We start from the raw sequence: 12931 nt of genomic DNA, 5'->3' as shown, positions 1-12931 counted from the left end.
TCAGGCCGCCGGTTCCAGCTCCAGCGCAGGAGCAGCAGGCACAACTGCCTGACCACTCAACGCCAGGTCCAGCAGTTCACGGTTGGCCACCGCGTACATGGCGTAGTCCGTACCGCTGGCGGCACGGATTTCCACCAGCATGGCGCGCCAGCGTTCGATCATGCCTTCGTGCTCTTCCATCCACAGCGCCAGACGGGTTTCCACGTCCTGGGTGCCGTCGCCCTGTTGCAGGACGGAGATGGTGATCGCACGTTGCTGCCAGTCCACATCATCACGGAACGCTTCACGGGCCAGGGCCTGCCAGTTGTTTTCAACCGGCAGAGCGCTGATCTGTTGCAGGTACCAGGTGATGTCCAGCGCGCTGCCCACGGCGAAGTACGCCTTGGCCACGTCCGCCGGGTTTTGACCGGTCACATCGGCCGCTTCAATGATCGGCAGCAAGGTGTACAGGTGAGTCGTGCCTGCAACCATGCGCGCCAGCAATTCAGGCACGCCAGCAGCAACGTACGCCTGATAACGGGTCTGCCAGCCTTCGCGGGTCGGGCCTTCCAACAGTTCGTCGAGCTTGAGGCCCAGCGCTGCCAGATGTGGACCGAAATGCGCGACGTCACGGGCAGCGTTCTGCTCGTTACGACGGCTGCGCAGGAACCAGCGGGTAGCGCGGCGGCCCAGACGCATCAGCTCGTCCATCAGCTCCAGTTGCACATCAGCGGAAACCTGGTAATCCAGGGCTTCGATCTGACGGAACCAGTGCGGGAGATGGAAAATGTCACGCACGATCACATACGCGCCGGCCACGTTCGCCGGGCTCATGCCGGTCGACTCTTTGAGTCGTTGAACGAAGGTGATGCCCATGTGGTTTACCAGATCGTTGGCGATCTGGGTGCTGACGATTTCGCGCTTCAGACGGTGACGGCGCATGGCTTCGGAGAACTTGCTCACCAGACTCGGTGGGAAAGCGGTTTCCATGTCGCGAGTCAGGTAATCGTCGTCCGGCACCAGGGAATTGAGCAGCGCTTCCTTGAGGTCGATCTTGCTGTACGAGATCAGTACCGACAGTTCGGCACGGGTCAGGCCATGGCCTGCCGCGACGCGTTCAGCCAGCACTTCTTCGTTCGGCAGGAACTCGATGGCGCGATCCAGCTTGCCGCGGCCTTCCAGATCGTTCATCAGGCGCTTGTATTCGGCAATCCGCACGAAAGCACGGCGGGCCGCCAGGGACAGGGCCTGAGTCTGCTTGTAGTTGTTGCCCAGAACCAGATTGCCGACTTCGTCGGTCATGCTCGCCAGCAACTGGTTGCGTTGCTTGTCGGTCATGTCACCGGCCTGAACCACTTCGTTCAGCAGGATCTTGATGTTTACTTCGTGGTCGGAGCAGTCCACGCCACCGGCGTTGTCGATGAAGTCGGTGTTGGAACCGCCGCCATTGAGGCCGAATTCGACGCGACCCAGTTGGGTCATGCCGAGGTTACCGCCCTCGCCCACGACTTTGCAGCGCAGTTCGTTGCCGTTCACACGCAGTGCATCGTTGGCCTTGTCGCCGACATCAGCGTGGCTTTCGGTACTGGCCTTGACGTAAGTGCCGATACCGCCGTTCCACAACAGGTCTACCGGCGCCTTGAGCAAGGCGTTCAGCAGTTCGGTCGGGGTCAGCTTGTCAGCCTGGATGTCGAAGCGCTCTTTCATCTGCGGGGAAATCGCGATGCTTTTCGCGCTGCGGGAGAAGATCCCGCCGCCTTCGGACATGATGCTGGTGTCGTAATCGGTCCAGGCCGAACGCGGCAGGTCGAACAGGCGCTGACGCTCGACGAAGCTGTTGGCTGGCTGAGGATTCGGATCGATGAAGATGTGCAGGTGGTTGAAGGCTGCGACCAGTTGCAGCTTGTCGGACATCAACAAACCGTTACCGAACACGTCACCGGCCATGTCGCCGACGCCGACTACCGTGATGCTGTCTTCCTGGACATTGATGCCGCGCTCACGGAAGTGACGTTGTACGCCCACCCACGCGCCTTTGGCGGTGATGCCCATTTTCTTGTGGTCGTAGCCGGCAGAACCACCGGAAGCGAACGCGTCACCCAGCCAGAAACCGTAGTCGATGGCGATGCCGTTGGCGATGTCGGAGAAGGTCGCAGTGCCTTTGTCCGCTGCAACGACGAGGTACGGGTCATCGTCGTCATGACGCACGACGTTGGCCGGCGGTACCAGTGCGCCGTCTTTCAGGTTGTCGGTGATGTCCAACAGGCCCGAAATGAAGATGCGGTAGCAGGCGATGCCCTCAGCCGCGATTTCGTCGCGACCGCCGCCCAGCGGCAAGCGACGCGGCAGGAAGCCGCCCTTCGCGCCAACCGGCACGATCACCGAGTTCTTCACTTGCTGGGCTTTTACCAGGCCCAACACTTCGGTGCGGTAGTCTTCTTCACGGTCGGACCAGCGCAGACCGCCACGCGCGACGTTGCCGAAGCGCAGGTGCACGCCTTCGACGCGTGGCGAGTAAACGAAGATTTCGAACTTCGGTACTGGCTTCGGGAGCTCAGGGATCTGGTGCGGGTTGAACTTGAAGCTGAAGTAGGACTTGTTATGGCCTTGCGCATCGGTCTGGTAGAAGTTGGTGCGCAGGGTGGCCTTGATCAGGTCCAGGTAGCGACGCAGGATGCGGTCTTCGTTCAGCACCTGGACGTCGTCCAGTGCAGTAACGATGGCTTGTTCCAGGCGTTGCTGCTTGTCTTCCAGATCGTCACTGGACAGCTTGCGCGCCAGGTAGAAACGGGTCTTGAACAACCGGGTCAACTCGCGAGCGATGTCGGTGTGGTTGGTCAGGGTGGTCGCGATGTAGCCCAGGTCAAAGCCCAGACGAATCTGCTTCATGTAGCGCGCATAGGCACGCAGCAGCGCAACGTCGCGCCATGGCAGGCCGGCGGTCAGCACCAGGCGGTTGAACGCATCGTTCTCGGCATCGCCACGCACGATATGGACGAAGGCGTCCTGCAGCGTGTCGTTGAGTTGCTGGATGTCGAGTTCCAGGCCTTCGGCGGCGGTGAACGCAAAGTCGTGAATCCAGAACTCGCGACCGTTGTTGTGACGCAGGCGATACGGGAACTCACCCAGCACACGCAGGCCGAGGTTTTCCAGGATCGGCAACACGTCGGACAAGGCCAGCGGGGTATCGGCGTGGTACAGCTTGCAATGCAGTTCGCGTTGACCGGAGACCTGGCCCAGCGGCTGATAGAAGCTCATCACCAGCGGATTTTTTTCGGTCAGGCTCAGCAGGTGCTGCATGTCGACCACGGCCGAATGCGCTGCGAAACGCTCGCGGTAACCGGCCGGGAAGCCTTTCGGGAAGTCAGCCAGCACGTTGGTGCCGTGGGCTTCGCCGAAGGTTTCGACGGTCAGGGCCGAGTAGTCATCCTGCCAGCTGCGGCAAGCCTGGATGACTTCGTTTTCCAACTGCTGCGGGTCGATGTCCAGGCGATTCTTCGGATCAACCCGCAGAATCAGCTGCACGCGAGCCAGCACGGACTCGGAGAAGAAGGTCCAGAACTCGCAATCCGAGGCTTTCAGGCGATCCATCAGCACTTGCTGGATCTTCTGGCGAACTTCGGTGGAGTAGATGTCACGCGGCACGTAGGCCAGGCAGTAGCAGAAACGGCCGTACGGGTCTTTGCGCAGGAATACGCGGATCTTGTTGCGTTCCTGGATCTGCACGATCGACATCACGGTGCTGAACAGTTCGTCCACCGGGGTCTGGAACAGATCGTCGCGAGGCAGTACTTCGACCACCTGCGCCAGTTCCTTGCCCAGGTGAGCCTTGGCCTGGAAGCCGGAACGGCGTTCGATTTCCTCGACCTTGCGGCGGATGTACGGGATGACCCGCACGCTCTCGCCATACACCGAGGAGGTGTACAGGCCCATGAAACGGCATTCCTTGATGACTTTGCCGTCGGCGTCGATTTCACGGATCGACACGTAGTCAGGATAAGCCGGACGGTGCACACGGCTTGGGTGCGCAGCCTTGGCGAACGACAGCAGGGTCGGTTCGCGCAGGTAGTTCACGGCGTAGTCTTCGATGCGCAGGTCTTCGTAGGTCAGGCCGGTGCGCAGCAGTTTGGTCAGGCCCAGGAAGGAGCTCTGGTCGTACTCGATGTGGCCGCCATCGGCCTGGTCGCTGACCACGAATTCTTCGTAGCCCAGGAACGTGAAGTGGTTGCCCACCAGCCATTCCAGGAAGCTTTTGATTTCAGCTTTTTCTTCTGGATCGACTTTGAACTGGCTGTTGTCCAGACCGGTCAGGATTTGCTGGACCTTGTCTTTCATCGGTTCGAAATCAGCGACCGCAACGCGGACTTCACCGAGAACCTGTTCCAGCTCTTTGCTCAGCACATTCAATTCGGCCGCGTTGGCGCAACGGTCGATTTCCAGGTACATCAGCGATTCTTGCAGGATGTCTTCGCCCTGGGTGCCTTTGGGCAGGATTTCCAGCAGCTCGCCCTTGCTGCCGCGACGCACGCTCAGCACTGTGGTTTGCAAGGTGTGGATGCTGTAGCCGCGACGGTTCAGCTCGGTACGCACCGAGTCCACGAGGAATGGCAGGTCGTGGTGCAGCACTTCGACCGCGGTGTGGGTCGACTGCCAGCCGTGGCGTTCGTAATCAGGGTTGTAGACGCGCACTTGCGGTTGCGCGTGATCGAAGCGCTCAAGCAGGCGCCACGCAGAAAGGGTACAGCCAGCGAGGTCGGACAGCCGACGCTGGGTCAGCTCGTCGAGGGAAATGATGCCGAAAAATTGTTCAGCAAACAGCGCCACTTGTGGCAGTGCCTGTTCACTGATGTGCTGCGCCAGTGCCGCTTGCAGTTGGTGCTGGAAGTCGGCTTTGCTGGCTGCGGTGAAGAACGCCATCTGTGGTACTCCGCTTGGGCTTGTTATTGATGGAAGCGTCGCGTGCAAAACCCCTTTCGGGGCGATCCGTCACCCTGTTCCTGATTCTCGGGCAGAGGAAACAGGGTGACAGGTGGGTGAAGCTGGACGAGACACTCGGGTCACATTCACCTTCCAAGAATGGCTATCGGCAAAAGCGACTGTACGATGAATTGCACAATGCCTTTACCGGTATCCATTCGATGCGCAGCTTAACGAGTGCGACAACGTGCCTGCTTGCGGCGCTGCGACATATTCGGTCATCGGCACGCAGCTTGCGCCTTGTGCATCGAACAACACTAGCAGCCGCACGCCAAAACGGCAGGTTTCAGCCCGTTTTTGCGGCACATCCGTACCAGAAATGACCAGTAACACCCCGGATGTTCACGACACATCCTCTGACACTCAGGCGAGCAGAAATTCCCGCCGACTGGCAGAATCGCCCTTTGTTTGTCTTCACGATGCTCGTCGAGCCAGGAATTTCCCATGCAAATCACCACAGAACTGTTGATCGTCAACCCGTGCGATGACGAAGAAGACAACCTGGCCATGCTCTGCTGCACCAGCGATGATGGCGAATTGTTCCTGATGAGCCGATTCCCGGACGAGGACGAGTTGGAGATCATCTTCCAGGACAAACCTTCGGCGCTGGACGGCGTGAAAGTGACCCTCAGCCCTACCCGCCTGCTGATCGAAATCGCGGCAACCGACGCCGATGCGTTGAACGGCGAAGATTCCCTGGAAATCATTCACAGCACCGATGCCAGTGATTTGCCGGAAGTGGAAGAAACCTTGCAGAACATTCTCGAGGGGATCGGGACCTATATCAGCGAGCTGTGATTTTCGCTGGCTGTACCGGCCTCTTCGCGGGCAAGCCTCGCTCCTACAATGACCGCATGCACCTGACAGGACGCGGTCACCTGTAGGAGCGAGGCTTGCCCGCGAAGGCGCCCAAAAGAACACCACCACTCCCCGCCCCACAAATTTCCAACAATTTCGCCAACCATTTCCCAGCCTTTAAGCAAAATGCCGTTAGTCGCCACCCCCTGCGATGCATTAAAGTAACGCCCCCAGCCCTGGCGTTATTCGAACGTCTTCGGTCACCCTTTCCAGGAACAGTCATCGATGGAACATCGTGAAGCGCTGCTAGCGCTGCGAACCTTTCTTTCAACGCAGATTCTCGGCCAGGAAAAACTCATCGAGCGCTTGCTCATCGCCTTGCTCGCCGACGGCCACATGCTGGTCGAGGGTGCCCCGGGGCTGGCCAAGACCAAGGCCATCAAAGAGCTCGCCGAAGGCATCGAAGCACAGTTCCATCGCATCCAGTTCACCCCCGACCTGTTGCCCGCCGACATCACCGGCACCGAGATCTATCGCCCGGAAACCGGCAGTTTCGTGTTCCAGCAAGGCCCGATCTTCCACAACCTGGTGCTGGCGGACGAAATCAACCGTGCCCCGGCCAAGGTCCAGTCGGCGCTGCTCGAAGCCATGGCCGAGCGCCAGGTCAGCGTTGGACGCAGCACTTATGAACTGTCGCCACTGTTTCTGGTGATGGCCACGCAAAACCCGATCGAGCAGGAAGGCACCTATCCGCTGCCCGAAGCCCAGCTCGACCGCTTCCTGATGCACGTGAAAATCGGTTTCCCGGACGCCGCTGTCGAACGGCGGATCCTGCAACAGGCTCGCGGCGAAGCGCTCAACGGCGAAACCAAGCCCGAGCGCCGGGTCAGCCAGCAAGCAATCTTTGCCGCACGCAAGGAAATCCTCGGGTTGTACATGGCCGACGCCGTGGAGGAATACCTGGTGCAACTGGTCATGGCCACCCGCACGCCGGCCAAGTTCGACCCGGAAATGGCCGAGTGGATCGCCTACGGCGCCAGCCCGCGCGGCTCGATTGCCCTCGACCGCTGTGCCCGCGCCCACGCCTGGCTGGCCGGTCGCGACTTCGTCAGCCCGGAAGACATCCAGGCCGTACTGTTCGACGTGTTGCGTCACCGCATCATCCTGTCCTTTGAAGCCGAAGCTGCTGGCATCGACCAGGACCGGGTGGTCCAGCGGATTCTCGACGTCGTAGCCGTCGCTTGACCCCGATGAACGTCATCCTGCCGCCCGAGCCGGGCATCAGTGTCAGCCTCGCCGAGCTGATCGAGATGCGCCATCGGGTGCGCGAAGTGCAATTGTTCTCCACGCCGAGCCAGCGCAGCCCGCTGATCGGCCTGCACCACTCCAAGCTGCGTGGCCGTGGCGTCGATTTCGATCAAGTGCGGGTCTATCAGGCCGGCGACGACGTGCGCACCATTGACTGGCGCGTGACTGCCCGCACCCAGGAGCCGCACACCAAGCTCTTTCACGAAGAACGCGAGCGACCGATTTTCATTATGGTCGAGCAAAGCCGTCGGCTGTTTTTCGGCTCCGGACTGATGTTCAAATCGGTGCTGGCTGCGCAAGCCGCGAGCCTGATCGGCTGGGCCGCCCTGGGCCACAACGACCGGGTTGGCGGATTGGTGTTCGGCGACAACGAGCACTACGAAATCAAACCCCGGCGCAGCAAGCAAAGCCTGCTGCAACTGCTCAACCGCTTGGTGCGGGTCAACCAGTCGCTGCACACCGAAAGCGAGCAGAACCGCGATTCGCTGAACCTGGCCCTGCGCCGCGCCCGTGAAGTGTTGCGCCCAGGCAGCCTGGTGATCGTGATCTGTGACGAGCGCGCACTGACCGAAGGCTCCGAGCAACAACTGAGTCTGTTGTCGCGCCATTGCGACCTGTTGCTGCTGCCGCTGTCCGATCCGCTGGACCACGCCCTGCCCGCCGCCGGGCTTTTACGTTTCGCGGAACGTGGCGCGCAACTGGAACTCGACACCCTTAATTTCGACCTGCGCCAGACCTACCGCGCCCAGGCCGAAGAACGCATCGCACGCTGGGAATTGCTCGCGCAGAAACTGCGGGTCCTGTTGATGCCCCTGAGCACTCAGAGCGAGATGGTCGAGCAATTGCGTGAATACCTGAACCCACAGAAACCGGGGAAAGGTCGATGAGCAGTCTCGAACAGCTACAACCGCTGATGACACCGCCGCCGATCGGCTTCTGGCCACCAGCGCCGGGTTGGTGGCTATTGCTGTTGTTGCTGCCGCTGATCGGCTTCGGCCTGTGGCAGTTGCGCCGCTTCATTCCCAACAAACGTCCCATCGTGCGCGCCGAACAACCGCTGGACCCGGTGCGCGTCGCCGCCCTGGCCGAACTGGCGCGCATGCCCAAACCCTACGACGGCGCACCGGCCGGCGCCTGGCTGCAGCAACTCAATGGCTTGCTCAAACGCCTGTGCCGCAACCATTACCCCTACAGCCAGAGTCACACGTTGAATGGCCGAAAATGGCTGGCGTTTCTCGACAACCGCTGCCCGGCCGCTGGTTTGACGCGCTGGATGGTACTGGTGGAAGGCGCCTACAAACCCGAATGCAAACTCGACGACAAGGCCATCGCCGGCCTGACCCAAGCCGTCGACACCTGGATTCGCAAACATGTTTGAGTTCGCCTGGCCGTGGATTTTCGCCCTGCTGCCGCTGCCGTGGCTGATGCGTCTGGTGCTGCCGGTAGCCGACAGCGGTGAACCGGCGCTCAAAGTCAGTTTTCTCAGCGACCTTGAAGGCCTGACCCGCCGGCGTGCCCGCGCCAATCTGCCGGCCTGGCGCCAGCAAGCGCCGTTCATTCTGTTGTGGCTGTTGCTGCTGATGTCCGCCGCGCGCCCGCAATGGCTCGGCGAGCCGCTGCCGATTGCCGCCAGTGGCCGAGACTTGCTGGTGGCGGTGGACGTGTCTGGCTCGATGGATTTTCCCGACATGCAGTGGCAGGACGAAGACGTCAGCCGCTTGTCGCTGGTCCAGCATTTGCTCGGGGACTTTCTGGAAAGCCGCGAAGGCGACCGGGTCGGCCTGATCCTGTTTGGCAGCCAGGCGTATCTGCAAGCGCCGCTGACTTTTGACCGCCGCACGGTGCGGGTCTGGCTGGATGAAGCGCGGATCGGTATCGCTGGCAAGAACACCGCCATCGGCGATGCGATCGGCCTGGCCCTCAAGCGTTTGCGCATGCGTCCGGCGCAAAGTCGCGTGCTGATTCTGGTCACTGACGGCGCCAACAACGGTGGCGAAATCGACCCGCTGACCGCCGCGCGCCTGGCCGCCAGCGAAGGTGTGAAAATCTACCCGATCGGCATCGGTGCCGATCCGGAACAAAGCGGCACCTTGGGTTTCCTCGGCGTCAATCCGAGCCTGGACCTCGATGAACCGGCGCTGAAGGCCATCGCCCAAGCCACCGGCGGCCAGTACTTCCGCGCCCACGACGGCAAAGAGTTGCAGGCGATCAAGGAAACGCTCGACAAACTTGAGCCGGTGACCCAGCAACCGACCCAGGCCCGTCCGGCCCAGGCGTTGTATCACTGGCCTCTGGCGCTGGCGTTGCTGTTAAGCATGCTGTTGGTGGCGCGCGAGCGCTGGCCGGACAATCCGTTGCAACGTTTCCTGAGCAAGGACCTGTTTTTGCAAAGCCAACTGCCGGACTGGCGCCAACGGCTTAATCGCCTGCGCCTGCGGAGGCGCCGATGAGCGCGCTCTGGCCGTACTGGTTCCGCCCCTGGTGGCTGCTGCTGTTGCCGCTGCTCGGTTGGTTGCTCTGGCAACTGTGGCATAGGCAGAAACGCGCCGGGCGCTGGCAAATGATTCTACCGCCAGCCTTCCACGCCGCGCTGCTCAGCGGTGGTAAAGGCAGTGACAGCAAATTGCCGTGGGTTGTGCTCGGCCTGGCCTGGGTGCTGACCGTCGGCGCGCTGCTGGGTCCGAGTTGGCAGCGCGTCGAACAGACCAGCCAGAAACCCGCCGATCCGTTGGTAGTGTTGCTGGAGCTGACGCCGGAAATGCTCGCCACCGACAGCCCACCGACCCGACTGGAACAGGCACGGCGCAAGCTGTTCGATTTGCTGCAAAGTCGCAGCGATGCGCAGACCGCAATCGTCGTCTACGCCGGCAGCGCCCACACGCTGGTGCCGCTGTCGGATGACCTTTCCACCAGCCGCAATCTGCTGGACGCGCTCAAGCCTTCGCTGATGCCCGAGGCCGGTCATCGTGCCGATCTGGCGGTGATAAAAGCCTTGGCGCTGCTGGATCAGGGTGCCCTCGGCCAGGGGCGGATCCTGCTGATCGGTTCGTCCCTGACCGAACAGGAGCGCTTCGGCATCGAGCGCGCGCTGAACGGCAAATCCACGGAATTCCTGATGCTCGGCGTCGGCACGCCCGAGGGTGCGCCGGTGGCTCAGGAGGACGGCAGTTTCCTCAAGGACGCCCAGGGCGCGATTCTGGTGCCGCACCTGGATAATCCGGGCCTGAAAGCCTTCGCCAGCGATCTGGGTGGCCGCTATCACGCTTCACGCCTGGATGATGCCGACCTGGGCGCCCTCGGCCTGCTCGACGGTCCGCGTAATTTGCGCAACGACGGCCAGACTCTGCGCCTCGACACCTGGGCCGATCAGGGTTACTGGCTGTTATTGCCACTGTTATTGCTGGCGTCTTTTGCCGGGCGTCGGGGCTGGTTGTTCTGCTTGCCGCTGTTGTTCCTGCTGCCGCAACCGAGCTACGCCTTCGACTTTGAAGACTTGTGGCTGCGTCCCGATCAACGCGGCCTGCATTTGCTCAATCAGGAGCATCCGGCCGAGGCCGCGCAACATTTCGAAGACCCGCAATGGCAAGGCGTGGCGCTGTATGAGGCCGGCGACTACAGCGGCGCCGCCCAGCGCTTCGCCCAAGGCAACGATGCGCGGGCGCACTACAATCGGGGGAACGCCCTGGCCAAGAGCGGTGAGCTGGAAGCGGCACTCGACGCTTACGATCAAGCCCTGGAGCGGCAGCCGGATTTGCGTCCGGCGCTGACCAACAAGGCGCTGGTGGAAAGCCTGATCAAGCAGAAAGCCACACCGCCGGCGGTTGAGCCGGACAAATCCGAAGGTGATGCACCGGGAACCGCCAGCGACAGCCCGGCCCCCGGCGCCGCGACCCAGCCGTCGAACAGCGGCGAGGCGAAAACCGATGCCCAGCCGAACACGCCGGACACCGATCAAACGACCACCACGCCGCCGCAACCCGGGGCCAACGAGGTGCCGGGCAGCGAGCTCGGGGACGAGCAAAGCACCACGCCACCGCGGCGCCCGGCCAACGATAGTCTTGAAGGCGAACAGGCCCAGGCGCTAGAGCAATGGCTGCGCAAGATCCCGGATGATCCGGGCGAACTGCTGCGACGCAAATTCTGGTACGAACAGCAACAACATCAGGATCAGGGAAAAACTCGATGACCCGCTTCACCGCTTTCTTGCTCGCCATGCTTTTCTGGACCTTTCAGGTCCAGGCTGCGGACCTGGTCGCCAGTGTCGATCGCAGTCGCCTGAGTTCCGGCGAAACGGTCGAGTTGATCCTGGAATCAAACGACGTCACGCTGTTCGGCAAACCCGACCTCACGCCGCTGGAGCCGGCATTCGAAGTGCGCGGCACCCGCCAGGTCAATCAGTTGACCACGATCAACGGCGACAACCGCGCCACCACGCGCTGGATCATCACGCTGCTGCCCAAGCAAAACGGCAGCGTGGAGATCCCGTCGCTGCAACTGGGCGAAGTGCGCAGTCAGCCGATCACTATCCAGGTCGTCGAAAGCGAAACCCAAGACACTAAAAACACCCTGGCGCCGGTGTTTATCGAGGTCAGCCTCGATCAGAACAGCGTGTACGTGCAGGCCCAGGCGATCCTGACCCTGCGCATCTACCATTCGGTGTCGCTGTACGACGACAGCAGCCTGACGCCATTGCAGATTCCCGATGCGCGCATCGAGCAACTCGGCGATTCGCGCACCTATGAGAAGGACATCAATGGATTGCGCCACGGCGTGATCGAAATGCGCTATGCGATCTTTCCCCAGCACAGCGGTGTGTTGAACATTCCGACGCAGACGTTCAGCGCGACCCTGGTGGACGTGCAGCCGTCCCCGGACGTGGCCTCCCAAGGGCCGAAACCGGGCAAGTTGCTGCGTGTCAGCTCGGCCGAGATTCCGCTGACGGTCAAGGCCAAACCCGAGAGTTACCCGGCCGACGCGCCGTGGTTGCCAGCGCGTAGCCTGAGCCTGAGCGAAAGCTGGAGTCCGGAACCGGACCACGCGCAAGTCGGTGATTCCCTGACCCGCAGCCTGACCCTGAAAGCCGAAGGCCTGGCCAGTTCGCAGTTGCCGCCGCTGCCGGCCACCGACATCAATGGCTTGCGCCGCTACCCGGATCAACCGGTACTGGGCAACCAGAACAGCGAGCGTGGGCTGATCGGTAGTCGCGAAGACCGTGAAGCCCTGGTGCCCGCTCACAGCGGCGCCATCGAATTGCCGACGGTGGACGTAGTCTGGTGGAACACCTTCGAAGATCACCTGGAACACAGCAGCCTGCCGGCGCGGACCCTGCAAGTGACGAACAATCCGAGCCTGATGGTCGACACCCCGGCAGGTACTGCGCAAACAAATTACGTCGCCGACAGCGAAGCGCTGTGGTGGTGGAAACTCAGCACCCTGATCCTGGCGTGCACCACCCTGCTCGGCTTCGGCCTGTGGTGGCGCGCCCGCTGGCAGCCGGCGATCCTGCGAGCGGCGCAAGCCGGCCCGAGCCCGCGCACCGTGCTCGACGAGCTCAAGCGCGCCTGCCAGGCCAACGACCCCCACGCCACCCGCCAGGCCCTCGACGCCTGGGCCCGGCAACAGCCGGAAACCCTCGCCGACATGGCGGCGCGGTTTGTGCCGTTGTCCGACGCCCTCGACGGCTTGAACGGCGCGCTGTACAGCGAAACCGGCCAGCACTGGCAAGGCGAAGACCTGTGGCGCGCGACCCGGGCGATTCCAATCGCCGAGCGGGTGCAGGATCCAGTGGGTGATAGCGGGTTGCCGCCGCTTTATCCGAAGTAAGACCGCGTCATCGTTCATCGCGAGCAAGCTCGCTCCCACAAGGATC

At 61.9% G+C, this 12931-nt stretch carries 8 protein-coding genes; 7 read left to right on the top strand and 1 reads right to left on the bottom strand.

The window, feature by feature from the left end:
• The gene (locus ACIOYV_RS02805; protein WP_265045215.1) at positions 1 to 4896 is read right to left on the bottom strand and encodes an NAD-glutamate dehydrogenase; all 4896 of its coding nucleotides are present in this window, start codon (positions 4894 to 4896) and stop codon (positions 1 to 3) included.
• Positions 4897 to 5400: 504 nt separating this feature from the next.
• Here ACIOYV_RS02805 and ACIOYV_RS02800 point away from each other — a divergent pair.
• From ACIOYV_RS02800 to ACIOYV_RS02770, 7 genes are all read left to right on the top strand, one after another.
• Positions 5401 to 5754, top strand: a complete 354-nt coding sequence (locus ACIOYV_RS02800; RefSeq protein ID WP_163909791.1) for a hypothetical protein — start codon at positions 5401 to 5403, stop codon at positions 5752 to 5754.
• A gap of 285 nt (positions 5755 to 6039) precedes the next feature.
• Positions 6040 to 6999, top strand: a complete 960-nt coding sequence (locus ACIOYV_RS02795) for a MoxR family ATPase (protein WP_003218556.1) — start codon at positions 6040 to 6042, stop codon at positions 6997 to 6999.
• A gap of 5 nt (positions 7000 to 7004) precedes the next feature.
• Positions 7005 to 7949, top strand: a complete 945-nt coding sequence (locus ACIOYV_RS02790) for a DUF58 domain-containing protein (RefSeq protein ID WP_401320650.1) — start codon at positions 7005 to 7007, stop codon at positions 7947 to 7949.
• Positions 7946 to 8440 carry a DUF4381 domain-containing protein gene (locus tag ACIOYV_RS02785; protein WP_054047613.1) on the top strand — a complete coding sequence of 165 codons (495 nt, stop codon included), beginning with the start codon at positions 7946 to 7948 and terminating at the stop codon, positions 8438 to 8440. The genes ACIOYV_RS02790 and ACIOYV_RS02785 overlap by 4 nt, the downstream gene beginning before the upstream one ends.
• Positions 8433 to 9512 (top strand): vWA domain-containing protein, encoded by a 1080-nt coding sequence (locus tag ACIOYV_RS02780; RefSeq protein ID WP_401320647.1) that lies wholly within the window; start codon positions 8433 to 8435, stop codon positions 9510 to 9512. The genes ACIOYV_RS02785 and ACIOYV_RS02780 overlap by 8 nt, the downstream gene beginning before the upstream one ends.
• On the top strand, positions 9509 to 11248 hold the full coding sequence (locus ACIOYV_RS02775; RefSeq protein ID WP_401320645.1) for a tetratricopeptide repeat protein: 1740 nt from the start codon (positions 9509 to 9511) through the stop codon (positions 11246 to 11248). The genes ACIOYV_RS02780 and ACIOYV_RS02775 overlap by 4 nt, the downstream gene beginning before the upstream one ends.
• Positions 11245 to 12885 carry a BatD family protein gene (locus ACIOYV_RS02770; protein ID WP_401320643.1) on the top strand — a complete coding sequence of 547 codons (1641 nt, stop codon included), beginning with the start codon at positions 11245 to 11247 and terminating at the stop codon, positions 12883 to 12885. The genes ACIOYV_RS02775 and ACIOYV_RS02770 overlap by 4 nt, the downstream gene beginning before the upstream one ends.
• The last annotated feature ends 46 nt before the right edge of the window (positions 12886 to 12931 follow it).

It is taken from the genome of Pseudomonas sp. NPDC087342, from assembly GCF_044744265.1.
GTDB classification, from domain to species: Bacteria; Pseudomonadota; Gammaproteobacteria; order Pseudomonadales; family Pseudomonadaceae; genus Aquipseudomonas; species Aquipseudomonas nunensis.
This window is presented reverse-complemented; position numbering and strand designations above follow the sequence as displayed.

What these genes read in the sequence shown, in the direction of transcription:
- ACIOYV_RS02805 (WP_265045215.1), bottom strand. Translation starts at nt 4,896, where the DNA reads ATGGCGTTCTTCACCGCAGCCAGCAAAGCCGACTTCCAGCACCAACTG.
- ACIOYV_RS02800 (WP_163909791.1), top strand. Translation starts at nt 5,401, where the DNA reads ATGCAAATCACCACAGAACTGTTGATCGTCAACCCGTGCGATGACGAA.
- ACIOYV_RS02795 (WP_003218556.1), top strand. Translation starts at nt 6,040, where the DNA reads ATGGAACATCGTGAAGCGCTGCTAGCGCTGCGAACCTTTCTTTCAACG.
- ACIOYV_RS02790 (WP_401320650.1), top strand. Translation starts at nt 7,005, where the DNA reads ATGAACGTCATCCTGCCGCCCGAGCCGGGCATCAGTGTCAGCCTCGCC.
- ACIOYV_RS02785 (WP_054047613.1), top strand. Translation starts at nt 7,946, where the DNA reads ATGAGCAGTCTCGAACAGCTACAACCGCTGATGACACCGCCGCCGATC.
- ACIOYV_RS02780 (WP_401320647.1), top strand. Translation starts at nt 8,433, where the DNA reads ATGTTTGAGTTCGCCTGGCCGTGGATTTTCGCCCTGCTGCCGCTGCCG.
- ACIOYV_RS02775 (WP_401320645.1), top strand. Translation starts at nt 9,509, where the DNA reads ATGAGCGCGCTCTGGCCGTACTGGTTCCGCCCCTGGTGGCTGCTGCTG.
- ACIOYV_RS02770 (WP_401320643.1), top strand. Translation starts at nt 11,245, where the DNA reads ATGACCCGCTTCACCGCTTTCTTGCTCGCCATGCTTTTCTGGACCTTT.